Source organism: Microbacterium sp. WHRI 7836 (genome assembly GCF_040223885.2).
Taxonomy (GTDB): domain Bacteria; phylum Actinomycetota; class Actinomycetes; order Actinomycetales; family Microbacteriaceae; genus Microbacterium; species Microbacterium oxydans.
Genome location: NZ_CP168171.1, coordinates 1,185,483 through 1,210,244, shown reverse-complemented (window position 1 = coordinate 1,210,244; position 24,762 = coordinate 1,185,483). Strand labels below are relative to the sequence as shown.

Below are 24,762 nucleotides of genomic sequence, written 5' to 3'. Positions count from 1 at the left end.
GCTCCGCCGCCAGGACTCGAACCTAGACCTCACAGCTCCAAAGGCTGTCGTGCTGCCATTACACCACGGCGGACCGCGCCGCCCATGAAGGCACCGCGGGGACAAGTCTGCCATGCTCCGGCCCCGGTTCCGCTGACACCGCGGCCCGTCATCCGCGTGAAATACCGATCTGCAATGCTGGCGACATGAGCATCGTGATCGAACGGGTGCAGGCCGCGAGCCCCGCCCTGGCCGAGTTCCTGGTCGCCCACCATGCGGAGTTGGAGCACACCGCTCCTGCGGAGAGCCGCCACGCCCTGGTGTTCGAGCGGTTGCTGGCTCCGGGAGTGCGGCTCTTCGCCGCGCACCTCGACGATGCCCCCGTGGCCACCGGTGCCCTGGCGACTGTCGAGGAGGGACACGAGGAGATCAAGTCGATGCGCACGGACCCCGCCCTGCGCGGACAGGGCCTCGGCCGCGCCATGCTCGCGTTCCTCCTGGCGGACGCCGAGTCCAGGGGCATCAGCCGCCTCTCGCTCGAGACCGGGAGCGCGGACTTCTTCATCCCGGCACGTGCGCTGTACGCCGCGGCGGGATTCCGCGAGTGCGGCCCGTTCGGCGGCTACGCGCTCGATCCGTACAGCACGTTCATGACGGTCACGCTCCCGACCGCGTCCTGATCTCGTCGCCGCGCGCGCGATAATGGGCGGATGAGCGAGGTGGATGAGGTCGACCGGATCGTCGGCGCGTGGAACACCCAGCGTCCCGACCTCGACTTCTCCCCGCTCGAGGTCCTGTCGCGGATGGACCGGTTGTCGCGGCACCTCGATCGCGCCCGCCGCGATGTGTTCCGACGGAGCGATCTGGAGCACTGGGAGTGGGACGTGCTCTCCGCGCTGCGGAGAGCGGGGGCGCCGTTCCAACTCTCCCCCAAGCAACTGCTCCAGCAGACCCTGGTCTCGAGCGGCACCATGACCAACCGGATCGATCGCCTGGTCGGGCGTCGGTTCGTGCGGCGCGAGGCTGACCCCGGCGACGGTCGCAGCGTGCTGGTGACGCTCACCGATGACGGGCGCATCCGCGTGGACGCCGCCATCACGCGTCTGGTGGATGTGGAGGCCGATCTGCTGCAGGCGCTCTCCCGCTCCGACCGCGACCGCCTCGCGGGGCTGCTGCGCAAGCTGAGCCTGAGCTTCGACTCGTGACCGGCCGCAACTGATGGGCATGCCCTCTCCCCTGCCCGTGCGCGACGGCGTGGGAGCCACACGGCTGCACGTGCCCCTCACCGGCTCGTGGCCCACGGTCGCTGCCTACATGATCGAGAGGTTCTTCCACCTCGATCCCGAGCGGCTGCTCGAGCGGTTCGATCGCGGCGACATCGTTCGCGCCGACGGCTCTGCGGTCCCCCGTGATGCCCCGCTCGGGAGTGTCGAGTTCATCTGGTACTACCGCGAGCCCGCCATCGAGACGCGGATCCCGTTCGAGATCGAGATCCTGCACCAGGACGAGCATCTCGTCGTCGTGGACAAGCCGCACTTCCTGCCAACGACTCCCGGCGGCAAGTTCCTGCAGAACTCGGCACTGGTGCGGCTGCGCAACCTCCTCGACAACCCGGACCTGGCGCCCATCCACCGTCTGGACCGCGCGACCGCCGGACTGCTGATGTTCTCGACGCGACCCGCCACCCGCGGCGCCTACCAGCTGATGTTCGAGAACCGGCAGGTGCAGAAGGTCTACGAGGCGGTGTCCGCGCTGCCCGCGCACGGCGAACTCCCCTCGTTCCCGCTCGTCTACCGCAACCACATCGAGAAGCCGCGTGCCCAGGTGCGGGTGCAGGTCGACGACACCAGGGAGCCGAACGCCGAGACGCTGATCGAACTGATCGGCGCCGATGACCGTGTGGTGCACACCCTGCTCCGCCCGCACAGCGGGAAGATGCATCAGCTGCGCGTGCACCTCGCCGCCCTCGGCATGGGCATCCTCAACGACCGGTTCTACCCCGAGCTGCTCGACGATGTGCCGGACGACTTCGACCGCCCGCTGCAGCTGCTCGCACGCGAGCTGCGCTTCGTCGATCCGCTGAGCGGCGCGGAGCGGGTCTTCACCACGAGGCGGGCGCTGCAGCACGCGCCTCGTGGTGAGAATCCGTACGCTCGCGTCAGCGGCGCATGACCTTGCGGGCCAGGCGGGTTCCGAGCATCTGCACGAGATGCACGAACACGACGATGAGGACGATCGCCGCCCACATCACGAGCGGCTCGAACTGCCGGAAACCATAGATCTGGGCGAATGCGCCGAGGCCACCGCCACCGACGAGTCCTGCCATCGCCGTCATGTCGATGAGCGCGACCACGATGAACGTGTAGCCCAGGATGAGCGGTCCGAGCGACTCCGGGATCGCCACCGTGAACAGGATGCGCCAGGGCCCTGCACCCATCGCACGCGCCGCTTCGATCACGCCGGGCGAGACCGAGATCAGATGCTGTTCGACGATCCGTCCGATCGCGAAGGCCGCGGCGAGACCGATGATGAAGGCACCCGCCGTCGTGCCGATGCCGACACCGACCACGGCACGGGCCAGCGGCTGCGCGACCACGAGGAAGATGATGAACGGGATGGGGCGGAAGAAGTTCACCACGAGGTTCGCGAACAGCGAGACCGGCTTGTTCTGCGCGAGGCCGCCCGGCCGCGTCACGTACAGGATGATGCCGATAGCGAGACCGAGCACGCCACCCAGCACGAGCGCGAAGGAGGTCATGTAGAGCGTCTCGAGGGCAGCCGCCCAGAATTCCGGCCACAGTTCGTTCAGGCGTTCCATCAGCGTGCCTCCTCTCCGGCGATCTCGGTCACTTCGACACGTCGGGCGATGCTCGCGAGGGCGCGATCGATCGCCGCGGCGTCACCGCGGATCGCGAGTGTCAGATGCCCGAAGGCCCGTCCGCGGATGTCGTTGATGCCGCCGTAGACGAGCTCGAAGTCGAGGCCGGCACCGGCGAGATCGAGGAAGACCTGCGCCTGCGAGGAGTCGCCGTCGCGGAACGAGAACGTGACCAGGCGGCCCTGATGGCGCTCGCGGAGCACCGCCAGCTCTGCGGGTGACGGCACGCCCTTGACGACCGTTCCGACGAAACGCTGCGACGCCGGGTTCTGCGGCGCGGAGAAGACGTCGAAGACATCGCCGTGCTCGATCACACGACCGTTCTCCATCACCGCCACCTTGGTCGCGATGGTCTGGATCACATCCATCTCGTGCGTGATGACGACGATCGTGACACCCTGCTCGCGATTGACGCGCTTCAGCAGATCGAGCACCTCGTGGGTGGTCTGCGGGTCGAGGGCGCTGGTGGCCTCGTCGGCGAGGAGGATCGCGGGCCCGGTGGCGAGGGCACGGGCGATGCCTACGCGCTGCTTCTGGCCGCCGGAGAGCTGTTCGGGATAGGCCTTCGCCTTGTCGGAGAGACCGACGAACGAGAGCAGTTCCGCCACACGTGTCTCGATATCGGCTTTCGACCAGCCGGCGAGCTTGAGCGGATACGCGATGTTGGACCTGACGCTCCGCGAGGAGAACAGGTTGAACTGCTGGAAGATCATGCCGATCCCGCCGCGGACCTTGCGCAGCTCGCTCTCCTTCAGCGCGGTGATGTCCACGCCGTCCACCGTGATGGTGCCGCTGGTGGCCGGTTCCAGTGCGTTGATCAGGCGCACGAGGGTCGACTTGCCCGCCCCGGAATAGCCGATGATCCCGAAGACGTCGCCCTTCTCGATCGAGAGGGAGACGTCGTCGACGGCCACGACCTCCGCGCCGTCACGGGTGCGGGGCGGGTACGTCTTGGACACGTTCGTCAGGGTGACGATCGGCATGTGGTGCTCCGGTCTGCTTCGGGAACGAAGAATCGGGTGACGCGTTTTCGCGCCACCCGATTCTCCCTCATCGGACGGGGTGGATCTCCCGCGTCCTACTTCTTCGCGTCGGCGTCCTTCTGGACCTTCGCGAGCGAGGCGACCAGGTCATCCACCGGCGTCTGCAGCGCCACGGCGGTGCCGCCCGACGACTCGAGAAGGCCCTTCTGGACGGCCTCGTTCGTCTGGAAGATCTCGACGAGCTTGAGGTAGGTCTCGTTGTCGGCGTCCTCCGCACGAGCGGCGAAGATGTTCACGTACGGCAGCGCGCTGGGATCCTCGGGGTCGTCCTGGGCGATCGCGTCTTCGAACGTGAGGCCGGCGTCCTGCACGAAGTCGTTGTTGATGATCGCAGCGGCGACGTCGGGCAGCGAGGTCGGGATGAGCGCGGCCTCGAGCGCCTTGACCTCGACCTTGGACTTGTCGGTGTCGATGTCGGCGAGGTCGGAGTACGGCGTGCCGCCGCTCTTGAGCTCGACGAGGCCGGCCTGCTGCAGCACGTTCAGCGCACGCGCCTGGTTGGAGGCGTCATCGGGGACGGCGACGGTCTCGCCCTCGGGGATGCTGTCGACGTCGTCGTACTTCTTCGAGTACAGACCGAGCGGGTAGATCGCGGTCGAGCCGATCGGGGTGAGGTCGGAACCCGAGGCGTTGTTGTACTCGGCGAGGTACACGATGTGCTGGAACTGGTTGAGGTCGATCTCCCCCTCGGTGAGCGCGGGGTTCGGCTGCTCGTAGGAGCCGAAGTCGACCAGCTCGACCGTGATCCCCTCTTCGGCTGCGGCGTCGACGAAGGCCGGCCACTGCTCGTCGCCCTTGCCGACGACGCCGATCTTGACGACCTCGTTCTCGGAGGACCCCTCGCTGCCGGATCCGGCATCGGACGACCCCGTGGCGCACCCGGCGAGCGCGACGAAGAGCGGGACCGCGGCGAGCGCGGCCAGGATGGAAGTGGTGCGGCGTGACATGTGAAGGAGTTCCTCTCTTGGGGGACTCGAATACGTTAGGCAGGCCGCGCGGCGCACGCGGAATCGAGTGTCACACGGCGTCACAGCGAGGCGTGGTCAGGGCCGCGGCACCCTCAGGGCCAGCTTGCCCACGTAGTGCTCTCCGAGCGCCCGGTGCGCCGTCGCGATCTCATCGGCGTCGAAGACGCGGGACACATGCGGTGAGATGTGACTCGACTCGATGACCTCGTTGAGACGCTGCAGTGCGGCGCGGCTGCGATCGCCGTCGTAGAAGGACACCCGATCGACGAGCTGCGCTGACGGCGGCGGGTTCACGCCGTGCGCCCACGCGATGCGGCCGGTGGGTGCGACTGCGCTCAGTGCCTCCTCGGCCGCCGTTCCTCCCGCCGTGACCAGCGCCCCGTCGAGCCCGTCCGGTGCGAAGCGCGCGATGGCCGCCGGCACGTCGTCACTCCGACCGTCGACGACCGCGTCGGCTCCGAGTCTGCTCGCGAGCGCGACTCCGTCCTGTCCCGAGGCCACGGCGAGGACACGAAGCCCTCGATGCTTGGCGAGCTGCACCGCGAGATGGCCGATCCCTCCGCTCGCGCCGAAGATCATCACGGCATCACCGGGACTCGCATCGATGGTGTCGAGTCCGCTCGTGGCCGTGAGCGCGTCCCAGGCCAGCACTCCTGCCTGCTCGTCGGTCAGACGGGCGGGCACCGGAGCGACGTGTTCCTGGTCGACCACGGCGTACTCGGCGTAGAACCCGCCTCTCGGGACGGGGGTCGAGGCAGCGTACACCCGGTCGCCCGGGGCGAAGCGCGTCACCTCGGCCCCGACCGCCTCGACGGTCCCCGCCCCTTCCCACCCGAGGATGTAGGGGAAGGTCGACGGCACGCCGAATGCGCCTTCGTAGTGACCCTCGCGCTCCTCTCGGTCCCACGACCCTAGCCCTGCGACATGGATGCGGATGAGCACGTCGCTGTCCCCGACCGTGGGGACCGGAACCGAGTGTTCATGCAGTTCCGTCTCGTCCCCGAATCGATCGAGGATGAGGGCTTTCATCGTCGTGGGCATGGGACTCCTCGTTCTCATCGGTGGGTCCGGCTCTCGGACGCCCGGACGCTCAGTCGTAGTCCTCGATCCCCTGCAGGCGCACCTGCTCGAGGTCGAGGCGGGCGGAGATGCGACGCACCACGATGTCGTCGATGGTGCCGGCGCCGCGCAGTCCGAGCAGGACCTCGCGCTTGCGGTCGAGCAGGGCGAGCTTCAGGCGCGTGTGCTCCTCGTGTCGGACCAAGGGCGAACGCTGTGCCAGATCGACGTCGGCGGAGGTCGCGATGATCTGCAGTACGGTGCCGTCCGTGGCCTCTCCCTCCACGACCTGCGAGACGCCGCCTCCGGGCGCCGGGTCGCCACCGACGTCGGCGGTTCCCGCGCTGAGCGGGTCGGGCTCGCCGAGCATCTCGTCCAGCACGTCGGCCTCAGCGTCGACGAGGGCCTGCTCGCGGGCCAGCGACCGGGCGTTGGCGAACTCGAGCATCTGATACCCCTCCGATCGCACGCGATCCAGGACCTCCTGGCCCACACCGTGCTCGGCGGCCAGGTCGTCGAGGGCGGCGAGGGCGGCACCGGAGATCGCCCGCTCTGCGAGCTCGTACTCCTCGTCCTCGGCGTGGTCGACGGGGAACCGCGCCCATCGCACGATGGCGGGCAGCAGCGGACCCTGCACGAGCAGACTCAGCAGGATGACACCCGCCGTCACGAACACGATCTCGTCGCGACCGTTGATCGCGCCGCCCTGGGTGATGCTCGTCGGGACGGAGAGAGCGATGGCGAGGGAGACGGCGCCGCGCATGCCGGCGACGGTGGAGACGGCCCTGGCCCGTGCTCTCGCGCCGGGCGCCGGACGCGGACCGCTCTGCCGCTGGAACACCACGTTCAGCAGCTGGAACACATAGCGCACCACCAGCAGCGTCGCCCAGACGGCGAGAGTGATGAGCACCAGGCGCCCGATCGCGGCGGCCGAGATCTCATGCGCGACGTACTGCACCTCGAGACCGATCAGCACGAACAGCGCGCCGTTGAGCAGGAAGACACCGAACGGCCACGCCGCATCCGCCTGGCGTCGCGACGAGGCGGTGGTCACCCGCGGAGAGACGTACGCGACGATGAGCCCCGCCACCACGACCGCCAGAACTCCGGAGGCGTGCACCATCTCGGCGGCGAGGAATGCGGTGAACGGGATCAGCAGCAGCGTGACGTTGATCACGATCGTCGACGAGGTGCGCCGCAGCAGGAGGTAGCCGAGAGCCGCGATGACCACGCCGGCGGCGATTCCACCGACGTAGGAGATCAGCACGTCGAGCGTCACCGACAGCGGGGTGATCTGGCCGCCGAGCGCGAGCGACACCGCGATCGCGTACAGCACCAGGGCCGTGCCGTCGTTGGTCAGGCTCTCGGCCTTGAGCTTCATGAACATGCGGCGCGGCAGCAGTCGACCGAGGGCGGCGACGGCGGTGGCATCCGGTGGGGCGACCGCAGCGCCCAGGATGAGGGCGATCTCCCAGGGCATCCCGAACAGCACACCGATGCCCGCGACCGCGAACGCCGAGGCGACCACCAGCACCGTGCTCATGGGCAGGATGTAACGGAAGTCGCGGCGGATCGACCGCAGGGACGTGGTGAGGCTCTCCCAGAAGAGCATCACCGGGAGGAACAGCAGCAGCACCGTCTCCGGGGGCAGCTGCACTTCGCGAAGCTGCGGCACGAAGCCCAGCAGCAGTCCGAAGATGACGAGGACGAGGGGCAGCGCGAGACGCACGCGCGGGGCGATCAGGGTTCCGACGAGAATCGTGAGTCCGAGCAGGACTGTTACTTCGAGGCCTTCCATCCCTACCTCCCAACAGCGGTGAGAGAAGGATATTCCTCCGTCAGCCGATCTCCTCGGTGAGTTCGAACCAGCGCAGCTCGAGCTCTTCGATCTCGGCCTGCTGCTCGCTGATCTTCTTCATGCGATCGCCCAGCCCCGCATAGTCGGACTGGTCGTGATCGGCCAGCGCGGTCTTGGCGGCGTTCACCTGCTGGGTGAGCTTCTGGATGCGGCGCTCGAGCGCGGAGATCTCCTTCTGCGCCGCGCGCAGCGCCGCTCCGTCCAGACCCTTCGTCGCCGCGGCTGAGGTTGCCGTCGCTGCCGCCGTCGCGGTCTGCTTCGAGCCCGCGGACGACTGCAGTTCGCGCAGGCGGAGGTACTCGTCGACCCCGCCGGGGAGGTGGCGCAGATGGCCATCCAGGATCGCATACTGCTGATCGGTGACGCGCTCCAGGAAGTACCGGTCGTGGCTGACGACGAGGAGGGTGCCGGACCACGAGTCGAGGAGATCCTCGATCGCGGCGAGCATATCGGTGTCGAGGTCGTTGGTCGGCTCGTCGAGGATCAGCACGTTCGGCTGGTCGAGGAGCACGAGGAGCAGTTGCAGACGGCGCTGCTGTCCACCGGAGAGGTCCTTGACCGGGGTGGAGAGCTGAGCGGAGTCGAACCCGAGGCGCTCGAGGAGCTGCCCCGGCGTGAGGTCCTGCGCCTTCGAGCCCGCGCCCATCGTGTAGGAGGTGCGCAGGCCGGAGATGATCACGCGCACCGGGTCGTTCCAGTGCTGGGTGAGCTCGTCGAGCCGCTGCGTGAGGGTCTGCACCTTCACGGTCGTGCCGCGCTTGACCCGACCGACGGTGGGTTCGACGGTGCCGGAGATGAGGCCGAGCAGGGTCGACTTCCCCGCGCCGTTCACGCCGAGGATGCCGGTGCGCTCACCCGGCGCGATGCGCCATTCGATGTCGCGCAGCACGACCTTCTCGCCGCCGTCGGCCGTCGGGTAGGTCACCCCGACGTCGAGCAGATCGACCACGTCCTTGCCGAGGCGTGAGACCGCGAGCGACTGCAGCGACACCTTGTCGCGGATCTCGGGAACGTCGGCGATGAGCTCGTTGGCCGCATCGATGCGGAACTTCGGCTTCGCGGTGCGGGCCGGGGCGCCACGACGGAGCCAGGCGAGCTCCTTCTTGGCGAGGTTCTGGCGCTTCGCCTCGGTGGCGGCCGCCATGCGGTCGCGTTCGACACGCTGCAGGATGTAGGCCGCGTAGCCGCCCTCGAAGGGCTCGACGATGCGGTCGTGCACCTCCCAGGTCTCGGTGCAGACCTCGTCGAGGAACCATCGGTCGTGGGTCACGACCATGAGGGCGCCCGAGTTCGACGACCAGCGCCTCTTGAGGTGCCCGGCGAGCCACGTGATCGCCTCGACGTCGAGGTGGTTGGTCGGCTCGTCCAGCGCGATGACATCCCAGTCACCGGTCAGGAGCCTGGCGAGCGATACCCTGCGACGCTGTCCACCGCTGAGAGAGCCGATCTCGGCGTCCCACGGCAGATCGGTGAGCAGCCCCTCGATGACATCCCGCACCCGCGCGTCGCCCGCCCACTCGTACTCCGGGGTGTCGCCGACGACCGCGGCGCTGATCGTGAGGTCGTCCGGAAGATTGTCGGCCTGATCGAGCACCCCGATGCGCGTTCCGCCACGCACCGTGACGCGTCCGGAGTTCGGCTCCTTGATGCCGGCCAGCATGCCGAGGAGGCTCGACTTTCCGTCTCCGTTGCGGCCGACGATGCCGATGCGATCGCCCTCCTCGATGCCGAGGGTCACGGAGTCGAAGACGACCCTTGTCGGATATTCGAGGTGGAGGGCTTCAGCCCCGAGAAGATGTGCCATGTTCCCTCCAGGGTAGCCGCGCCCGGTGACGCCAGGACGACCACCGCCGTCGGACCGCGGCGGGTGGCCGGATCGTCGTTCGGCTCCGCCCGATCTAAAATCGACGGGTGCCAAGGAATCGCCGGGTGTTCTCGCTCATGCTCGACAACCGCAGGGCGAAGCTGATGGAGTCGAGAAGGCGCCCAGGGCACTACGAGCTCAGTGTCGACGGGATCGCGCAGTCGGTGGTCTCGATGACCGACCCGACCACACTCGAGTACGCGTACACGCAGCACATCGCGAGAGCGATCGATGCCGCGGCTGAGCCCGGTGCACCGCTGTTCACCGTGCACCTGGGAGCCGGAGCGCTCACGCTGGCACGCTATGTCGAGGCCACGCGCCCCGGATCCCCGCAGCTCGTGGTCGAGTTCGAACCCGCGCTCTATGCTGCCGTGCTCGATGCGCTGCCCCTCCCGCCAGGCGCCGATCTGCGAGTCGTCTTCGGCGACGCGCGGGCGGTCGCAGACGCGGAGCTCCCGGATGGAGGAAAGCCCGCGGGGCCGCCATCCTCCTCTCCCGCGCTCGGCATCGTCACGTCCGGTGGCAGCGCCGTCGACACCGATTGGGTGGATGCACGCTTCACCGTCGTCGACCTGTGGGACGCCGCGGTCATCCGACACCGTGTGGCCAGCCAGGAGTTCTACCGTCGGGTCGCCGCCCGCTCCGCAGCAGGCGCCGTCGTGGCGGTGAACCTCCTCGACGGGCACCCGTTCGAGTATTCGCGGCGACAGGCGGCGACGCTGCGGTCGGTGTTCCAGAATGTCGCCGTCGTCCTGGACGCCGAGCCGGAAGATGACGAGGGGCCTCTCGGCAACGTCGTCGTGTTCGCGAGCGATGAGCCGCTGAGCGTCGTGATGGACCCCGATCTCCTCGGCGCACCGCGACCGCACATGCTGCACGACGCGTCCCTGACCGCATGGATCGACGGAGCCCGCATCATGACCGACGCGGACGGCACGGACTCCCCCGACCCCGACGACCCGATCTGGGACTAGGAGTCGACCCGATCCGGGACGAGGCGTCGAGCCGATCCGGGACTAGGCGTCGAGCCGATCCGGGACTAGGCGTCGACCGGGGACCGGTCGGCCCGCGCATCGGGAGTGGGCGCTGAGACCGACCCGGCCGTGCGCAGGAAGACGATGATCCAGCTGAAGATCAGCACCGCGGCGATCAGCTCGACCGCGGTGAGGTTGTAGTAGCCGACCGCGAAGAAGGCGGCGAGCAGGATGATCACCAGAACGTAGATCCAGCCGAACGCCACGAACACGCGCGGGATGGTCGGCAGGAACCACGGCAGCCCGACGACGATGATCCCGAAGACGACCGTCATGCCCGTCGCGACCGTGTTGTGCAGGAGGAAGAACTCGTCGACGGGGAAGAGCCCGACGCACGCGAGGAAGATCCCCATCAGGATGAGCCCGCCGCGCACCATGAACCGGCCGCGACGCTCCTCTGGGGTCTCGGCCGGCAGGCCGGCTGTGGCGTACCGGGAGATGGTCGTGACCATGATCCCGGCGATGACCAGCGTCACGTTGAAGGCGACGGACGCGCTGTTGGTGCTCATCCCGAGCGCGGAGAGGTTGTCACGCCACCAGTGCACATCGCTCGAGGCGAGCATGCTGGCGAACGCTCCGACCACGAGGAACACGGCGAGCACCAGCGAGAGCACCATGGGGTTGAGAGCGACCGCGCTGAGGAAGCAGACGTATCCGGTCAGGGCGAAGGCCACGGCCACCAGGATCGCTCCGGGGAGCGGGAACACCGGGGCGTCCGTGAAGCTCCGCTCGAGGAGTTCGGCGATGCCGAGCCAGCCGAGGCAGGCGATCGCCGCGTGGGCGAACGCGATGGCGGTGAGGTCGTACCAGCGCAGCCGATCACCCGGCACGCTGAAGCCGTCGCGGACCGCCTGCGGGTCGGGCCGTTCCGGTCGCACCGCGAACCGGCCGAGCGTGAACGCGATCACCGCGGTGATGGCCCCGCCGCATGCGGCGAAGACGCCGATCGACCCGCTGCCGCTGATCGCCAGGTCGTGACCCCAGAACACCGGCAGGCCGATCGCGAACCCCGCGACGAAGAAGCCGGCACCGACGATGAGTGCCGTCGCCTCGAAGACCGCGGCGGACGTCTCCGGGCCGCGCACCTGTCTCAGCACCTGCACGACTCTGCTCGCCAGCGCGTTCATCCTCGTCCTTCCCGGTCCACATCATAGAAGGAGCGCAGATCCGGCGCGGCCGGTGGTACCATCACGGAACGGATCGTATACAACGTCGTCGTTCCACCACCCGAGGTGATCAGTCATGAACGGTGCACCCGCTGCCCCCGCCGAATCGGTATCGACTCTCGTCGCGCGCAACATCAGTGATTTCAGAGCCGCCGTCTCCGAGTCCTTCGTCCCGCTGCAGGTCTCCACGGCAGGGCCCGACCACTTCCGCGGCGTCATCCGTGGTGCGTCCGTCGACGAGGTCCACGTGACCGAAGTGCGCGCCACATCGCACATCGTCGAGCGCACCCCGGAGCTGATCGCCAGGAGCGACCGGTCCTACTTCAAGCTCAGCCTGATGCTCGCCGGCACCGGCCTGTTGATCCAGGACGATCGGGAGGCCGTGCTCCAGGCCGGGGATCTCGCGGTGTACGACACCGATCGGCCGTACTCGCTCGTCTTCGACGAGGGGTTCCGCACGATGGTCGTCATGTTCCCGAAGCACCTCCTGAGCCTTCCCCCCGACGTGGTCGGCCAGCTCACCGCCGTGCGCATCTCCGGGCAGGAGGGTCTGGGCGGCATGGTCGTGCCGTACCTCACCCAACTCGCCGGGAACCTCGACCAGCTCGCCGGTGCCACCGGGGCACGCCTCGCGCACAGCGCCCTCGACCTCGTCTCCACGGTCTTCACCCGCGAGCTCGGGCTCGACGGTGTCTCGGCGGATCCGCATCGCGCGCTCGTGCAGCGCATCCGCTCCCACATCGACCGGAACCTCGCGTCGACCGACCTCGGTCCCGCATCGATCGCCTCGGCACACTTCATCTCGACCCGTCACCTGCACGGCCTGTTCCAGGAGCAGGGTGTGACCGTGTCGACGTGGATCCGCACGCGCCGTCTCGAACAGTGCCGCCGCGATCTGCTCGACCCGATGCTCGCCGACAGACCCGTGGCCGCGATCGCCGCCCGCTGGGGCTTCGTCGACGCGGCGCACTTCAGTCGCGCATTCAAGTCGGCATTCGGGATCTCCCCCAGCGAGTACCGCGCCGCACACTGAGCGCGACCCGAGGACTCACCGTGCGGGACCGGTGATCGATGCGCGCGGAATCGCCGTCATGACCGCTTGCCCTGGACGGCACGCCGGTTGACTCTCGGCGCGCGATGGGCCTCGCGACCTTGAGCCCCTGAGGGCGTGGGACCGAGCATGAGGCAAGCGCATCGCGACGACGCGGTGCCCGGGGCGAAGAGGCCCTGCCGCGTGCGACGTCTGGACCCGCATGACCGACATCACGACCGACCCGGCACTGGATGAATGGCGAACCTACGATGAGTTCGCCGCCGGGATCGACACCTTCCGCCTGCCGAGCACGCTGCTCGCCGGAACCTCCGTGACGCTGACCCTCGACGACGGCGGCACGCTCTCGCTGCGCTTCGACGAGGAGACCGTCACCTGGGAGGGCTTCGGGGTCGGCGGCACGGACCCGTATGACGCCGTCCGTGTGCGCGAGGACGTCGTGTTCATCAACATCCCGTTCGAGAGCCGGGAGCGCGAGGCACTGACGGTCGTGGTCTCCTCCTCCACGCATCGGGCGACCGTCATCCGCTCACGCATCGCCGCCGAGGCCGTCGAGGGCACTCCGCAGGTCGGACAGGACTTCTGGGCGGCGACGACGGATGCGGGGCCGGCCACCGGCGAGGTCCCCGGCCCCAGCCGCGACCTGATCGGCAAGCGCAACATCTACCGTTACAGCCCGCACCACCTGTACGAGCACGTGTACGTGTCGAGCCAGCGGTACGCGTGGCAGTGCCTCGAGGGCGTGCAGCGCGGTCACGGCGACATGGACCTGTCGACCGTCTGGAAGTTCGCCGACGGCCTGTACCTGTTCTGCTTCCGCGAGTTCCGCATCGCCGTCGCGAGCGTCTGGCTGCACGACCTCGGCTACCAGCTGATGACGACCGGGATCTTCCTCGGGCTGAACGGCGATGGCGACTCCGAGCACTCCAGGGCCGGCGGGCACATCTACCCGCTCGGCTCGGTCGCCTATCCCGACGCGCAGCCCGTCTGATCGACAGCGAGAACAGGAGACACCATGGGCAATGCCGACATCATCCGCGAACACTACGCGGCGAGCGACCGCGGCGACCTCGACGGGATGCTCGCGCCGTTCGCACCCGATGTGCAGTGGACCGAGGCCGCCGGCTTCCCCTACGCGGGAACCTACATCGGCCCCGACGCGGTGGCCGCCAACGTGTTCCAGCGCATCCAGGAGGACTGGGACGACTACACCGTGGCCATCGACGAGGTCCTCGACGCCGGCGATGCGGTCGTGGGCATCGGCACCTACTCCGGCACCTATCGGCGCACCGGCCGCTTCTTCGCCGCACGGGTGGCCCATGTGTGGCGCCTGGCGGACGGCAAGGTCGTGGCCTTCGAGCAGTTCACCGACACCGAGCTCGTGTCCCGCGCACTGCGCGACTGAGCGACGCCACCCCATCACTGCACGACACGAACGGCACGCACAGCACGATCCGAACACGAGAGGCAGGAACCACATGAACAAGCGCGCATCAGGCGCCGCGGCACTCATCGCCGTGGCAGCCCTCGCCCTGGCCGGCTGCGCCGGAGGAGACGGCGGATCCGGTGGGGGCGACGGAGCCCCGATCGTGGTCGGGTCCATCAACACCATCAGCGGGCCGGCCACCTTCCCCGAGGCCTCCCAGGCGGCGGCCGCGGTCTTCGACGCCTTCAACGACGCCGGAGGACTGGACGGCCGCAAGATCGACTACAAGACCCTCGATGACAAGGGCGACCCCGCCACGGCGACCGCCTCGGCCAGGGAACTGGTCGGCAGCGACGGCGCCGTCGCGCTGGTCGGCTCCGCGAGCCTGATCGAGTGCGAGATCAACGCCAAGTACTACGAGCAGGAGAGCATCCTGTCGATGCCGGGAATCGGCGTCGACACCGGCTGCTTCGACAGCGAGAACATCTCGCCGGCGAACGTCGGCCCGTTCAACGACATGACCCTCACGCTGCAGTACGGATCCGAGGTGCTCGGGCTCGACGACATCTGCATCCTGCTGGAGATCGCCGGCTCCACCCGGCCGACCTACCAGGCCGCCATCGACAAGTGGTCGGAGATCACCGGCAAGGAGCCGAAGTACGTCGACGACACCGTCCCGTACGGCGCATCCGACTACACCCCGTACATCGTCAAGGCGCGCGAGGCCGGCTGCAAGGCCCTCGCGATCAACCCCGTCGAGCCGGACGCGATCGGTCAGGTCAAGGCCGCGAACGCCCAGGGCTGGGACGACGTCACCTGGCTGTACCTGACGAGCGTCTACAGCGAGAACTTCGCCGAGGCCGTGGACGATGCGGGAGCCGGCATCTACGTTCCCGCCGAGTTCTACCCGTTCACGGACGACAGCGAGATCAACGCCGACTGGCGCACCCTGATGGAGGACAACGACATCCCGCTGACGTCGTTCAGTCAGGGCGGCTACCTCGCGGCGACCTACTTCATCGAGGTGCTCAAGGGCATCGACGGCGACATCACCCGTGAGAGCGTCTCCGAGGCGCTGAAGAACATGGAGCCGATCGAGAACCCGATGGTCGGCACGCCCTACGCGTTCGGCACGCAGAACACCGCGGGCTGGCCGATCATCCTCAAGTCCGGCACCCACGCCTGGGAGCAGGTCGCCGACGACTGGCTCCGCATCGGCGAGTAGTCCACCAGACCGCCTGCCGCCGGGCGCATTACCGGCGGCAGGCACCTTCCCCCTCCCCCTCGGAACAGAAAGGACGCCCATGCTGCAAGGTGCCATCGCGGGGCTCGCCGCCGGCGGTCTCTACGCGGTTCTCGGCGTATGCCTGACGCTCATGTCCCGGCTCGTGCGGGTCGTGAACTTCGCCCAGGCCGCGACCGGCATGTTCGGCGGCTTCACAGCCGTGTGGTTCGTGCGCGAACTGGGGCTGCCCATCTGGGTCGGTTCCGTGCTCGGGGTGCTCGTGGCAGGGCTGCTGGCCGCGGCGATCGGCTTCATCGCTGCGACGTGGCTGTCCGAAGCGTCGACCACGACCCGCTCAGCGATGACCGTCGGCCCGCTGCTGCTGCTGATCTCGATGTCGTTCATCCTGTTCGGCAACAAACCGCAGCCGTTCGCGCCGATCATCGCCGGGCCCGCTTTCACGATCGGCGGCGTCGTCGTCAGCCAGGTCACGGTCGCAACCGTCGCGATGGCGATCGTGACAGCCATCGCCGTGCGCATCGTCCTGCGTCGCACCAGAGTCGGAACGCAGCTGCGCGCCCTCTCCGAGCGCCCCACGACGGCCGAGCTGCTCGGCATCCGCTCGCGGCCGCTCTCCATCGCGGTGTGGTTCGTCACGGGTGTGATCAGCGCGATCGCGATCATCATCGTGGCGCCGTCGCAGTCCAACGACGCGACGAGCCTGTCGATGCTCATCGTGCCCGCCGCCGCGGCCGCGCTCCTCGGCGGCTTCCGCCGTCTCGACCTCGCCGTCGCCGGCGGACTCATCCTCGGCGTGCTCGGCGGACTCGTCGCCCAGATCGACGAGGTCGCGCTGGTGCGCAACTTCCTCCCGTTCCTGTTCATCGTCGTCCTGCTGCTCTGGACGCAGCGCAAGGAGGTGTGGGATGCCGCTCGTTGACCGCCCCTGGTTCCGGGTCACCTGGCCGTTCGCCGTCGCCCTCGTCGGCATCGGGGTCGGTGCGATCCTCAGCTCGGCCCTGCCCGGGTACTTCGTCTTCCTCGCCATCAGCGCGGTCACCGCCGCCATCGCCATCCTCGGCCTCGGCATCGTGACCGGCTCCGCAGGGATGATCGCCCTGTGCCAGCTCACGTTCGCAGCCGTCGGCGCCTGGATCGTGTCGCTGCTCAACGTTGTGCAGGCGCCGGGAGGATTCCTCCTATGGCTGATCCTCGGCGGTGTCGCGGCGGGGCTCGTCGGCATCCTGGTCGGCCTTCCCGCCCTGCGGCTGCGGGGGGTGAACCTGGCGGTCGTGACCCTCGGCTTCGCCGCAGCGGCCGACGTCACGCTGGTGCAGATCCAGTTCCCCGGCTCGGCGGACGGCACGGCCATCGAACGACCGGAGATGTTCTCGAACGACCGCGAATTCTTCTTCCTGTCCATCGTCGTGCTCGCGGTCTGCGCTCTCGGAGTGTTCTTCCTGCAGCGGGGCCGCTGGGGGTCGAGCTGGAAGGCCGTGGCATTCTCCGAACGGGGAACCGCCGCCTCGGGGCAGAGCGTGCAGGCGGCCAAGCTGACCGCCTTCGCCGTCTCCGCGGCCCTCGGCGGCATCTCGGGTGGGCTGCTGGCCGGTCAGGTGCAGCTGCCGTTCGCGTCGAGCTTCACTCCGCTGCAGTCCCTCGCGCTCTACGTGCTGGCGATCATGTCCGGCGCCCACCTGATCGACATGGCGATCTTCGGCGGGCTGCTCTGGGTGCTCGTTCCCGAGCTGCTCAAGCGCTGGGGTGTGCCGCAGGACTGGGCTTTCGTCGTCTTCGGCGTGCTGGGCGTGCAGGCTCTCACCAGCGGGACCAACCTCGGCCAGGGCATCCGCAACCTGCTCTACCGCCGCGCGGACCGGCGAACCGCGAACGCGCAGCTCACCGCCCTGCCTGCCGATGCCGGAGCCGATGCCTCGGCCGTCACGACGACGACAACGGCCACGGTCGACGATGCGGACCTGCGTGGTGCGCCCGTGCTCACCGTGGAGGGTCTCACCGTGCAGTTCGGCGCACTCAAGGCACTGGACGATGTGTCGTTCCAGGTGCCGGCCGCATCGATCATGGGGCTGATCGGGCCCAACGGCGCAGGGAAGTCGACCTTCGTCGACGCGATCAGCGGCTTCCTGCCGAAGCACGGAGGACGTGTGCTGCTCGGCGACCGCGACCTGGCCGGCCTCTCCCCCACCCGTCGCGCGAGATTGGGGCTGCGGCGCACGTTCCAGCAGGATCGGGTCCCGCCCGCGCTCACGGTCGGCGCCTACGTGCGATTCGTAGCCAGACGCCGGCTCGCGAAGGCCGACATCGACGAGGTGCTGGAGTTCTTCGGCTGCCCTCCCTCCCGCGCGCGCCTGTCGAGCGTCGACGTCGGCACCCGGAGGCTCGTGGAGGTCGCCGCGAACGTCGCCGCCCGACCCCGTCTGCTGATCCTCGACGAACCCGCTGCCGGCCTGTCGCACGAGGAGCACCTGGCGCTCGCGGCACGTCTGCGAGACCTGCCGGCCCGCTACGGCGTCGCGCTGATCATCATCGAGCACGACCTCGACCTCGTGCGCTCCGTGTGCCCCACTCTGACCGTGCTCGACTTCGGTCGGGTGCTGGCGAGCGGGCCGCAGGCCGAGGTGCTCGCGAACCCCGACGTGGTGAAGGCCTACATGGGAGAGACGGAGCTGCTGACATGAGCGAACTCGTGCTGGACGCCGTGACGGTGAGTCGCGGAGCCGGACCCGTCATCTCCGACGTCTCGCTGCGGGTCGCCGGCGGCGAGGTGCTGGCCCTGGTCGGCCCCAACGGTGCGGGGAAGACGAGTCTGATCGAATCCGTCTCCGGTGTGACCCCTCACTCCGCGGGGACGATCACCCTGGACGGCGAACCCATCGACCGGCTCTCCCGCGTCACCAGGGCGCGCCGCGGCATCGTGCACATCGAGCAGGGCCGTGCCGTCTTCCCGTCGCTGACCGTGCGGGAGAACCTCTCGCTCACAGCGCGCACCCCTTCGGAGTTCGACGCCGTCCTGGCGCAGTTCCCCGAACTCGAGAAACGCATCGACGCCCCCACCGCCCTGCTGTCGGGTGGGGAGCAGCAGATGGTCGTGCTGGCCAGGGCATTCGCCGCGAAACCCCGCATCCTGCTGATCGACGAGATGTCGCTCGGCCTCGCCCCCGTCGTCTTCCTGAGGCTGATGCCGATCGTGCAGTCCATCGCCGAGTCCGGGGTCGGGGTGCTGCTGGTCGAGCAGTTCACCCAGCTCGCTCTCGGGTTGGCCGAGGAAGCGGTGGTCGTCGCCGGCGGGCGCGTCTCGTTCCAGGGCACGGCGCAGGCGCTGCAGGAGGACCCCGCGTTGCTGCACCGGGCCTACCTCGGCGGCTGAGCACGTGTCGGGGGTCGAGCGACCGTCGGCGATCACCGGGACGTGGGGATTAGCCTGAGAGGATGACCCAGACCATCCACGCCCGCGCTGCCCTCCTCGACATGGACGGCACCCTCGTCGACTCGACCGCCGTGGTGGAGCGGCTGTGGCTGGCCTGGGCGGAGCCGCACGGGATCGCCCCCGAGACGGTGCTGAGTGTGGTGCACGGACGTCAGGGTCACCAGAGCATGGCGATCATGCTGCCCGAGCGCGATCACGCGATCAACCTCCGCGAGAACGAGGTCATGCTCGCGAACGAGGCGTCCGACGTGGAAGGCGTCATCATGATCCCCGGCGCCGACGGTCTGCTCGATGCTCTGCAGCCCTTCGCCCACGCGATCGTGACCTCCGCCAACGTCGCCTTGATGACCGCGCGGATGCGTCAGGCCGAGCTGACCGTGCCCGCCTTCGCCGTGACGGCCGAGAACGTGTCCGCGTCGAAGCCCGACCCTGAGGGCTTCCTCCTCGCTGCGCGCACGCTGGGCGTCGACCCCGCGGACTGCCTCGTGTTCGAGGACTCCGGCGCCGGGATCCAGGCCGCCCACGCCGCGGGCATGCGAGTGATCGGAGTCGGCCCGCACGCCGCCGCCCACGCCCCGACCGCGCACGTGGACGACCTCACGCAGGTGTCGATCGCCGCCGTCGACGACGGCTTCGAGCTCCGGATCGGCTGAGCGGTCCGGAGCTCACACCCGGTCGCCTAGGCGGCGGAGCGGTGCGCCACCGGTCGCCGTCGCAGCGCGGGCTCGAGCACAGCGGGCGGGTTGTACTGCTGATCGAGGCGTCCGACATCGGTGCCGGGCGGGACGATCGCGTCGATCCGGTCCAGCACCTCGTCCGTGAGCACGATGTCTACTCCCGCAAGCAGGTCGTCCAGCTGCTCCATCGACCGCGGGCCGATCAGCGCGCTCGTGACATCGGGATGCGCGATCGCGAACGCCATCGCGAGGTGGGTCATCCGGATGCCGGTCTCCTCGGAGAGCGCGACGATCTGCTCCACGGCGTCGATCCGCCGCTCGTCCTGGTTGTGCCGGAACATGGTCGCGCGAGCGAGATCGGTCTGCTGTCCCCTCCGGAACCGTCCGGTCAGCATGCCGCCGGCGAGAGGACTCCAGACGAGGGCGCCCATGCCGTAGCGCTGCGCGACGGGCAGCACTTCCCGTTCGATGCCACGGTTCAGGATCGAGTAGGTCGGCTGCTCGGTGCGGAAGCGCTCGAGGCCCCGACGCTCGGAGGTCCACTGCGCCTCGACCTGCATCGAGGCGGGGAAGTCCGAGCTGCCGATCGCTCGCACCTTGCCGCTGCGGACCAGATCGGTCAGCGCGGAGAGCGTCTCCTCGAGGTCGACGGTGTCGTCAGGACGGTGCGCCTGATACAGGTCGATGTAGTCGGTCCCCAGCCGACGGAGCGAGTCCTCGACGGCGCGCATGATCCATCGGCGGGAGTTGCCGCGCCTGTTCGGGTCGGTGCCCATCGGTCCGTTGAACTTCGTGGCCAGGACCACGTCGTCGCGACGGCCGGCGAGCGCCTTGCCGATGAGCTCTTCGGAGCCGCCCTGCGAGTATCGGTCGGCCGTGTCGATGATGTTGATGCCCGCGTCGATGGCTCGATGCACGATGCGGATGGAGTCCCGCTCGTCGCCGTTCCCGATGCTGCCGTCCGTGCCGAGCATCATGGCCCCGAGGGCGAACGGGCTCACCTGGATCCCGGTCCTGCCGAGGGTGCGGTAGTGCATGTCGTGTTCCTTCCATCGATGGCGCTCTGCTGTCCGGTGCCCTATCGTTGACCGAAGTGGAACGCCTTTCCGGAAGCATACGGAACAGTGTTCCGTTTATGCAACCCCCGGAGGATCCATGCGCGCCGACGCCCGCCGCAATGCCGACGCACTGACCGATGCCGCGCGCGAGGTCTTCGCCACGGAGGGGGTCGACGCGCCCGCGAGGCTGATCGCCGAGCGCGCAGGCGTCGGAGTGGGCACCCTGTACCGCCGCTTCCCGCAGCGGTCGGACCTCGTGGTCGCCGTCTTCCGGCATGCCGTCGATGCCACCGCGGCGGCCGCGGACGAGCTCGCCGCCGCGCACTCCCCGGATGACGCGCTCGCCCTGTGGCTGCAGCGCTTCACGCAGTTCGTCGCCACGAAGCGCGGGCTCGCTGCCGCGCTGCACTCCGGAGATCCCGCCTTCGAGGCACTGCCGTCGTACTTCACCGCCGAACTCGGCGGAGCGCTCGAACGTCTTCTCGACGCCGCAGCCGAGGCGGGGACGATCCGCCGCGACGTCGACGCGACGCAACTCCTGTACGCCGCAGCGAACCTCTGCCACTCCGCGGGGTCGGAGGAGCAGAGTCAGGTCCTGGTCGGGCTGCTCGTGGACGGTCTCCGCTACCGCGCAACGGCCGGGACCCGCCCCTGACGCACCCTCGGTCGGTCACATCCCGGCGTGGTCGAAGGCGATGGTCGGCACGTCGACGACGTGCGAACCGCCGTCCGCGACGATCACGGCACCGGTGATGTAAGACGACTCCCCTGACCCGAGGAAGCGCACAACCGAGGCGATCTCGGAGGGGCGCGCCGGGCGACGCAGCGGCACGTCGGCCGTGACGGTCGCATACGCCTCCTCACGGGAACCGAGCCCCGCGTGCGAGGCGAACTCGTCCATCTCGTCGTCGGCCATGGGCGTCTGCACCCAGCCGGGGCAGATCGCGTTCACCCGCACGCCGTGCCGGCCGTAGTCACGTGCCAACGTGCGGGTCAGACCGATCAGCGCATGCTTGCCCACCGTGTACCCGGCCACCGACGGGCCGGCGAACAGACCGGCGAGCGAGGAGACGATCACGATCTGCCCCTTCGCCTCGATCAGCGCAGGAAGGGCCTCGCGCGCCATCGTGAACGCCGTCGTGAGGTTCGCGCGGATCGCCGCCTCCCAGCTCGCATCGTCGGTGTCGCCGACCGGGGAGAACCCGTGGCCGCCGGCATTCGCGACGAGCACATCGATGCGACCGAAGCGCGCCAGCACCTCGGCGACAGCGGCCTGGGCCGACGCGGTGTCCGCGGCATCCGCGATGACGGGCACCGCACCCACCGCCCGCTCCACCTCGTGCAGCGGCTCCGCTCGCCGACCCACCACCACGACGTGGGCCCCCTCTGCCGCGTAGCGCTCGGCGATGGCCGCGCCGATGCCCGTGCCGCCTCCGGTGATGACGACGACGCGCCCTGAGACGCTCGATCCGACCGTGATTCCCATGTCTTCTCCTGTGTGGTGTTCGCTCGATGCGCGTGCGCGCGGTGGTCTGGTCCGATGCGTCCGTATCAGGCGGGGAATCCCGAGCGGGCGGTGTAGCCGAAGTCGCTGATCAGCGTGGTGCCGTTCACCGCCGCGGCGTGAGGCGACAGCAGGTAGGCCACGTGGGCGGCCACCTCGTCCGCGGTCTGCACGGGGAACCCGGGATCGTCCAGAGCGGCCTCACCCAGATCGCCGCGACTCATCGGTGTGTCGACGATCGACGGGGCGATCGAGTTCACGCGGATCCCGGTGCCGAGGAGATCGACGGACAGGGCGCGGCCGAACTGGACGACCGCGGCCTTCGACGCGCAGTAGGGGACCATCCCTGGTGACGCGACGAGGGCCGAGTCGCTTGCGAGGAGGACGATGGATCCCCAATCCGCGATCCGCAGCGCGGGGAGCGCGTGCTTGAGCACCAGGAAGGGCCCTGTCACGTTGACGGCGAGCACGGTGTTCCACGCAGCGAGGTCGGTGTCCTCGATCGACGAGCCGACCGGGCCGGAGATGCCTGCGCAGCACACCACGTGATCCACCCCGCCGAGACCGTCGACCGCCCTGAGCACGCCGGCGCGCACCTGCTCTTCATCCGTCACGTCGGCGAGGACGAGAACCGCCTCCGCCGCTTCCGGAACCGCGTCCCGCACGAGCGCAGCGGTGCCCTCCAGAGCGGCGCTGTCGCGGTCGAGCAACGCCACCCGCATCCCCTCCTGCGCGAGCGCGCGGGCCGTGGCGCGCCCGATGCCGCTCCCGGCACCCGTGATCAGGGCCGTCCTGTCGTGCAGCTGCAGATCCATCTGTCCCTCGCAGGCCGTCCCTGCACCGGTGGTGCGGGAGAGGACGGCGGTGTCATCACGGTCATCCTGCTCCCCTGTTCCCGGCCGTTCGAAGGTTCGGGAGGAGGCTGTGCACGCTGACACCATCGTCTTTCCCTCAGGGTCAAGCGCGTCGTCGACAGCACGAGCAGACTCGCTCTATCGACGATTCCCCTCGTCGTCGATGCCGTGTCCGCACGGCCGTCACCCAGCAAAGGAGCCGACGTGGCAGACCCGACATCCGCGTCCACGACGCATACGCACACCTCTCTCCGACCCGGAGCCCTCGGCGTCGCCGGGATCGTCTTCCTCGTCCTCGCCGCCGTCGCCCCGCTCACGGGCATCGTGGTGGTGGCCTCGCTCGCCATCGCGCTGGGCAACGGCGGTGGCACGCCCATGTCGTTCTTCCTGGTCGCGGCGATCCTGCTGCTGTTCGCGATCGGCTACGCCCAGATGTCGAAGCAGCTCGTGAACGCCGGAGGCTTCTACGCGTTCGTGGTGAAGGGCCTCGGTCGCACCGGTGGCCTCATCGCGGGTCTGATCGCCACCCTCGGCTACAACTTCTTCGTCGTCGGAACGATCGGCACCAGCGGCTTCTTCATGCAGACGATCATCCGCGACCTCACCGGCCTCGACGTGCACTGGCTCGTCTGGGGTCTGCTGTCCATCGTCGTCTGCTTCGTGCTGGCCCGGGTGGGTGTCGACTTCAGCTCGAAGATCCTGGGGGTCTGCCTCGTGCTCGAGGTGCTGATGCTCGTGGTGTTCGACATCTCCGTGCTCGTGCAGACGGGCTACGACGTGGCGGCGTTCAGCCCCGAGGCCGTGTTCTCCGGGTCGCTGCCCATCGGCCTGCTGCTGGCGGCGACCGGCTTCCTCGGCTTCGAGGCGACGGCGCTGTTCAGCGAGGAGGCCAAGCAGCCGCTGCGCACCATCCCGCGGGCGACCTACACCTCGATCATCGCGATCGGCGTGATCCTCGGTGTCACCACCTGGGCCGTCGTGAGCGCGACCGGTGTGGCGCAGGCCCAGGCCACCGCGCTCGAGCACCTGCCAACGGGCGACCTCATCTTCTCGCTGTCGCAGCAGTACCTGGGCGGCCCGCTCACGACCGTGATGATGATCCTGCTCCTGGTGAGCCTGTTCGCCGCCATGCTCGCCTTCCACAACTCGGCGACGCGCTACCTGTACTCGCTGGGGCGGGCCAGGATCCTCCCGCAGGCCCTCGCCCGCACGCGTGCCAACGGCGCGCCGCAGCTGGCCGGGATCGTGCAGGCCGGCTTCGCCGCGGTCGTCGCGGTGATCTTCGCCATCGCGGGAGCGGACCCGATCGTCACGCTCGTCCCCGCCATGCTCGGCTTCGGCACCCTGAGCGTGCTGATCCTGCAGGGACTCGCCGCGATCTCGATCGTCGTCTACTTCCGCCGCCGCCAGGACCCGCGCTGGTGGAGCACGTTCATCGCCCCCGGCATCGGCTTCCTCGGCATCGCGGCCATCTCCGTCCTCGCCGTCGTGAACTTCAACATCGTCGCCGGGTCGGAGGAGCTCGCCATCCGGCTGATGCCGCTGCTGCTGGTGGTCGCCCTGATCGGCGGCATCGGCTACGGGGCCTACCTGAAGCGCGCCAGACCGGCCGTCTACGAAGGCCTCGCCACCGACCTGGAGCAGTTCAGCGACCGCTGACCCCCCCAGAC

Annotated in this window: 24 protein-coding genes and 1 tRNA gene; 14 read left to right on the top strand and 11 right to left on the bottom strand. The window is 68.9% G+C overall.

Annotated features, from left to right (window positions below; genetic code table 11):
* Window position 1: 1 nt before the first annotated feature.
* Window positions 2-73 (bottom strand) — tRNA-Gln (locus ABRP18_RS05725).
* 112 nt (window positions 74-185) lie between these two features.
* Between ABRP18_RS05725 and ABRP18_RS05720 the strand changes: the two genes are divergently transcribed.
* The 3 genes from ABRP18_RS05720 to ABRP18_RS05710 are packed head-to-tail and all read left to right on the top strand — an operon-like array spanning window position 186 to window position 2,151.
* Window positions 186-659, top strand: coding sequence for a GNAT family N-acetyltransferase (locus ABRP18_RS05720; RefSeq protein WP_058632447.1), 474 nt, complete (start codon window positions 186-188; stop codon window positions 657-659).
* A 30-nt stretch (window positions 660-689) separates the two neighbouring features.
* Window positions 690-1,184 carry a MarR family winged helix-turn-helix transcriptional regulator gene (locus ABRP18_RS05715; RefSeq protein ID WP_029260528.1) on the top strand — a complete coding sequence of 165 codons (495 nt, stop codon included), beginning with the start codon at window positions 690-692 and terminating at the stop codon, window positions 1,182-1,184.
* 19 nt (window positions 1,185-1,203) lie between these two features.
* Window positions 1,204-2,151, top strand: coding sequence for a pseudouridine synthase (locus ABRP18_RS05710; protein ID WP_349885699.1), 948 nt, complete (start codon window positions 1,204-1,206; stop codon window positions 2,149-2,151).
* Here ABRP18_RS05710 and ABRP18_RS05705 read toward each other — a convergent pair.
* The 6 genes from ABRP18_RS05705 to ABRP18_RS05680 form a co-directional block, all read right to left on the bottom strand.
* Complete coding sequence (locus ABRP18_RS05705; protein WP_046748904.1) at window positions 2,138-2,797, bottom strand: methionine ABC transporter permease; 660 nt, start codon at window positions 2,795-2,797, stop codon at window positions 2,138-2,140. The two genes, ABRP18_RS05710 and ABRP18_RS05705, sit on opposite strands and share 14 nt — an antisense overlap.
* Window positions 2,797-3,840, bottom strand: a complete 1,044-nt coding sequence (locus ABRP18_RS05700; protein ID WP_127011937.1) for a methionine ABC transporter ATP-binding protein — start codon at window positions 3,838-3,840, stop codon at window positions 2,797-2,799. The genes ABRP18_RS05705 and ABRP18_RS05700 overlap by 1 nt, the downstream gene beginning before the upstream one ends.
* Before the next feature lie 95 nt (window positions 3,841-3,935).
* Window positions 3,936-4,847: a MetQ/NlpA family ABC transporter substrate-binding protein gene (locus ABRP18_RS05695; RefSeq protein ID WP_046748902.1), complete on the bottom strand. Its 912-nt coding sequence runs from the start codon at window positions 4,845-4,847 to the stop codon at window positions 3,936-3,938.
* A gap of 96 nt (window positions 4,848-4,943) precedes the next feature.
* Complete coding sequence (locus ABRP18_RS05690) at window positions 4,944-5,909, bottom strand: NADP-dependent oxidoreductase (protein ID WP_349885698.1); 966 nt, start codon at window positions 5,907-5,909, stop codon at window positions 4,944-4,946.
* Window positions 5,910-5,958: 49 nt separating this feature from the next.
* Window positions 5,959-7,725 (bottom strand): Na+/H+ antiporter, encoded by a 1,767-nt coding sequence (locus ABRP18_RS05685; protein WP_061017218.1) that lies wholly within the window; start codon window positions 7,723-7,725, stop codon window positions 5,959-5,961.
* 40 nt (window positions 7,726-7,765) lie between these two features.
* The gene (locus tag ABRP18_RS05680; protein ID WP_127011935.1) at window positions 7,766-9,589 is read right to left on the bottom strand and encodes an ABC-F family ATP-binding cassette domain-containing protein; all 1,824 of its coding nucleotides are present in this window, start codon (window positions 9,587-9,589) and stop codon (window positions 7,766-7,768) included.
* A 107-nt stretch (window positions 9,590-9,696) separates the two neighbouring features.
* Here ABRP18_RS05680 and ABRP18_RS05675 point away from each other — a divergent pair, with 107 nt between their 5' ends.
* Window positions 9,697-10,623, top strand: a complete 927-nt coding sequence (locus ABRP18_RS05675; RefSeq protein WP_349885697.1) for a spermine synthase — start codon at window positions 9,697-9,699, stop codon at window positions 10,621-10,623.
* Window positions 10,624-10,688: 65 nt separating this feature from the next.
* Here ABRP18_RS05675 and ABRP18_RS05670 read toward each other — a convergent pair whose 3' ends face one another.
* Window positions 10,689-11,810, bottom strand: coding sequence for a DUF998 domain-containing protein (locus tag ABRP18_RS05670; protein WP_113681151.1), 1,122 nt, complete (start codon window positions 11,808-11,810; stop codon window positions 10,689-10,691).
* Window positions 11,811-11,925: 115 nt separating this feature from the next.
* Between ABRP18_RS05670 and ABRP18_RS05665 the strand changes: the two genes are divergently transcribed.
* The 8 genes from ABRP18_RS05665 (at window position 11,926) to ABRP18_RS05630 (ending at window position 19,652) form a co-directional block, all read left to right on the top strand.
* Entirely contained in the window at window positions 11,926-12,882 is a 957-nt protein-coding gene (locus ABRP18_RS05665; protein WP_046748897.1) for a helix-turn-helix domain-containing protein, read from the top strand.
* A gap of 220 nt (window positions 12,883-13,102) precedes the next feature.
* Window positions 13,103-13,891, top strand: coding sequence for a MoaF C-terminal domain-containing protein (locus tag ABRP18_RS05660; protein ID WP_349885696.1), 789 nt, complete (start codon window positions 13,103-13,105; stop codon window positions 13,889-13,891).
* 24 nt (window positions 13,892-13,915) lie between these two features.
* Window positions 13,916-14,305, top strand: coding sequence for a nuclear transport factor 2 family protein (locus tag ABRP18_RS05655; RefSeq protein ID WP_058632455.1), 390 nt, complete (start codon window positions 13,916-13,918; stop codon window positions 14,303-14,305).
* A gap of 73 nt (window positions 14,306-14,378) precedes the next feature.
* Window positions 14,379-15,551 (top strand): ABC transporter substrate-binding protein, encoded by a 1,173-nt coding sequence (locus ABRP18_RS05650; protein ID WP_046748894.1) that lies wholly within the window; start codon window positions 14,379-14,381, stop codon window positions 15,549-15,551.
* A gap of 79 nt (window positions 15,552-15,630) precedes the next feature.
* A complete protein-coding gene (locus ABRP18_RS05645; RefSeq protein ID WP_046748893.1) occupies window positions 15,631-16,491 on the top strand; it encodes a branched-chain amino acid ABC transporter permease in 861 nt (286 codons plus the stop codon).
* Window positions 16,478-18,250, top strand: a complete 1,773-nt coding sequence (locus ABRP18_RS05640; protein ID WP_046748892.1) for an ATP-binding cassette domain-containing protein — start codon at window positions 16,478-16,480, stop codon at window positions 18,248-18,250. Before ABRP18_RS05645 ends, ABRP18_RS05640 begins: the two co-directional genes overlap by 14 nt.
* The gene (locus tag ABRP18_RS05635) at window positions 18,247-18,939 is read left to right on the top strand and encodes an ABC transporter ATP-binding protein (RefSeq protein ID WP_061017206.1); all 693 of its coding nucleotides are present in this window, start codon (window positions 18,247-18,249) and stop codon (window positions 18,937-18,939) included. Before ABRP18_RS05640 ends, ABRP18_RS05635 begins: the two co-directional genes overlap by 4 nt.
* A gap of 62 nt (window positions 18,940-19,001) precedes the next feature.
* Entirely contained in the window at window positions 19,002-19,652 is a 651-nt protein-coding gene (locus tag ABRP18_RS05630; RefSeq protein WP_349885695.1) for an HAD-IA family hydrolase, read from the top strand.
* A gap of 26 nt (window positions 19,653-19,678) precedes the next feature.
* On the opposite strand, the gene ABRP18_RS05625 is transcribed toward ABRP18_RS05630, so the two are convergent.
* Window positions 19,679-20,713 carry an aldo/keto reductase gene (locus ABRP18_RS05625; protein ID WP_349885694.1) on the bottom strand — a complete coding sequence of 345 codons (1,035 nt, stop codon included), beginning with the start codon at window positions 20,711-20,713 and terminating at the stop codon, window positions 19,679-19,681.
* 118 nt (window positions 20,714-20,831) lie between these two features.
* On the opposite strand from ABRP18_RS05625, the gene ABRP18_RS05620 reads away from it, so the two are divergent.
* Window positions 20,832-21,389 (top strand): TetR/AcrR family transcriptional regulator, encoded by a 558-nt coding sequence (locus ABRP18_RS05620; RefSeq protein ID WP_127011930.1) that lies wholly within the window; start codon window positions 20,832-20,834, stop codon window positions 21,387-21,389.
* Between the two features lie 15 nt (window positions 21,390-21,404).
* Here the strand turns inward: ABRP18_RS05620 and ABRP18_RS05615 are convergent, their stop codons facing one another.
* Both ABRP18_RS05615 and ABRP18_RS05610 read right to left on the bottom strand, forming a co-directional pair.
* A complete protein-coding gene (locus ABRP18_RS05615; protein ID WP_045262180.1) occupies window positions 21,405-22,220 on the bottom strand; it encodes an SDR family NAD(P)-dependent oxidoreductase in 816 nt (271 codons plus the stop codon).
* Window positions 22,221-22,285: 65 nt separating this feature from the next.
* Entirely contained in the window at window positions 22,286-23,179 is an 894-nt protein-coding gene (locus ABRP18_RS05610; protein WP_349885693.1) for an SDR family oxidoreductase, read from the bottom strand.
* A gap of 117 nt (window positions 23,180-23,296) precedes the next feature.
* On the opposite strand from ABRP18_RS05610, the gene ABRP18_RS05605 reads away from it, so the two are divergent.
* On the top strand, window positions 23,297-24,751 hold the full coding sequence (locus ABRP18_RS05605; RefSeq protein ID WP_046748886.1) for an APC family permease: 1,455 nt from the start codon (window positions 23,297-23,299) through the stop codon (window positions 24,749-24,751).
* Window positions 24,752-24,762: the final 11 nt, after the last annotated feature.

What these genes read in the sequence shown, in the direction of transcription:
- ABRP18_RS05720 (WP_058632447.1), top strand. Translation starts at nt 186, where the DNA reads ATGAGCATCGTGATCGAACGGGTGCAGGCCGCGAGCCCCGCCCTGGCC.
- ABRP18_RS05715 (WP_029260528.1), top strand. Translation starts at nt 690, where the DNA reads ATGAGCGAGGTGGATGAGGTCGACCGGATCGTCGGCGCGTGGAACACC.
- ABRP18_RS05710 (WP_349885699.1), top strand. Translation starts at nt 1,204, where the DNA reads ATGCCCTCTCCCCTGCCCGTGCGCGACGGCGTGGGAGCCACACGGCTG.
- ABRP18_RS05705 (WP_046748904.1), bottom strand. Translation starts at nt 2,797, where the DNA reads ATGGAACGCCTGAACGAACTGTGGCCGGAATTCTGGGCGGCTGCCCTC.
- ABRP18_RS05700 (WP_127011937.1), bottom strand. Translation starts at nt 3,840, where the DNA reads ATGCCGATCGTCACCCTGACGAACGTGTCCAAGACGTACCCGCCCCGC.
- ABRP18_RS05695 (WP_046748902.1), bottom strand. Translation starts at nt 4,847, where the DNA reads ATGTCACGCCGCACCACTTCCATCCTGGCCGCGCTCGCCGCGGTCCCG.
- ABRP18_RS05690 (WP_349885698.1), bottom strand. Translation starts at nt 5,909, where the DNA reads ATGCCCACGACGATGAAAGCCCTCATCCTCGATCGATTCGGGGACGAG.
- ABRP18_RS05685 (WP_061017218.1), bottom strand. Translation starts at nt 7,725, where the DNA reads ATGGAAGGCCTCGAAGTAACAGTCCTGCTCGGACTCACGATTCTCGTC.
- ABRP18_RS05680 (WP_127011935.1), bottom strand. Translation starts at nt 9,589, where the DNA reads ATGGCACATCTTCTCGGGGCTGAAGCCCTCCACCTCGAATATCCGACA.
- ABRP18_RS05670 (WP_113681151.1), bottom strand. Translation starts at nt 11,810, where the DNA reads ATGAACGCGCTGGCGAGCAGAGTCGTGCAGGTGCTGAGACAGGTGCGC.
- ABRP18_RS05665 (WP_046748897.1), top strand. Translation starts at nt 11,926, where the DNA reads ATGAACGGTGCACCCGCTGCCCCCGCCGAATCGGTATCGACTCTCGTC.
- ABRP18_RS05660 (WP_349885696.1), top strand. Translation starts at nt 13,103, where the DNA reads ATGACCGACATCACGACCGACCCGGCACTGGATGAATGGCGAACCTAC.
- ABRP18_RS05655 (WP_058632455.1), top strand. Translation starts at nt 13,916, where the DNA reads ATGGGCAATGCCGACATCATCCGCGAACACTACGCGGCGAGCGACCGC.
- ABRP18_RS05650 (WP_046748894.1), top strand. Translation starts at nt 14,379, where the DNA reads ATGAACAAGCGCGCATCAGGCGCCGCGGCACTCATCGCCGTGGCAGCC.
- ABRP18_RS05645 (WP_046748893.1), top strand. Translation starts at nt 15,631, where the DNA reads ATGCTGCAAGGTGCCATCGCGGGGCTCGCCGCCGGCGGTCTCTACGCG.
- ABRP18_RS05640 (WP_046748892.1), top strand. Translation starts at nt 16,478, where the DNA reads ATGCCGCTCGTTGACCGCCCCTGGTTCCGGGTCACCTGGCCGTTCGCC.
- ABRP18_RS05635 (WP_061017206.1), top strand. Translation starts at nt 18,247, where the DNA reads ATGAGCGAACTCGTGCTGGACGCCGTGACGGTGAGTCGCGGAGCCGGA.
- ABRP18_RS05630 (WP_349885695.1), top strand. Translation starts at nt 19,002, where the DNA reads ATGACCCAGACCATCCACGCCCGCGCTGCCCTCCTCGACATGGACGGC.
- ABRP18_RS05625 (WP_349885694.1), bottom strand. Translation starts at nt 20,713, where the DNA reads ATGCACTACCGCACCCTCGGCAGGACCGGGATCCAGGTGAGCCCGTTC.
- ABRP18_RS05620 (WP_127011930.1), top strand. Translation starts at nt 20,832, where the DNA reads ATGCGCGCCGACGCCCGCCGCAATGCCGACGCACTGACCGATGCCGCG.
- ABRP18_RS05615 (WP_045262180.1), bottom strand. Translation starts at nt 22,220, where the DNA reads ATGGGAATCACGGTCGGATCGAGCGTCTCAGGGCGCGTCGTCGTCATC.
- ABRP18_RS05610 (WP_349885693.1), bottom strand. Translation starts at nt 23,179, where the DNA reads ATGGTGTCAGCGTGCACAGCCTCCTCCCGAACCTTCGAACGGCCGGGA.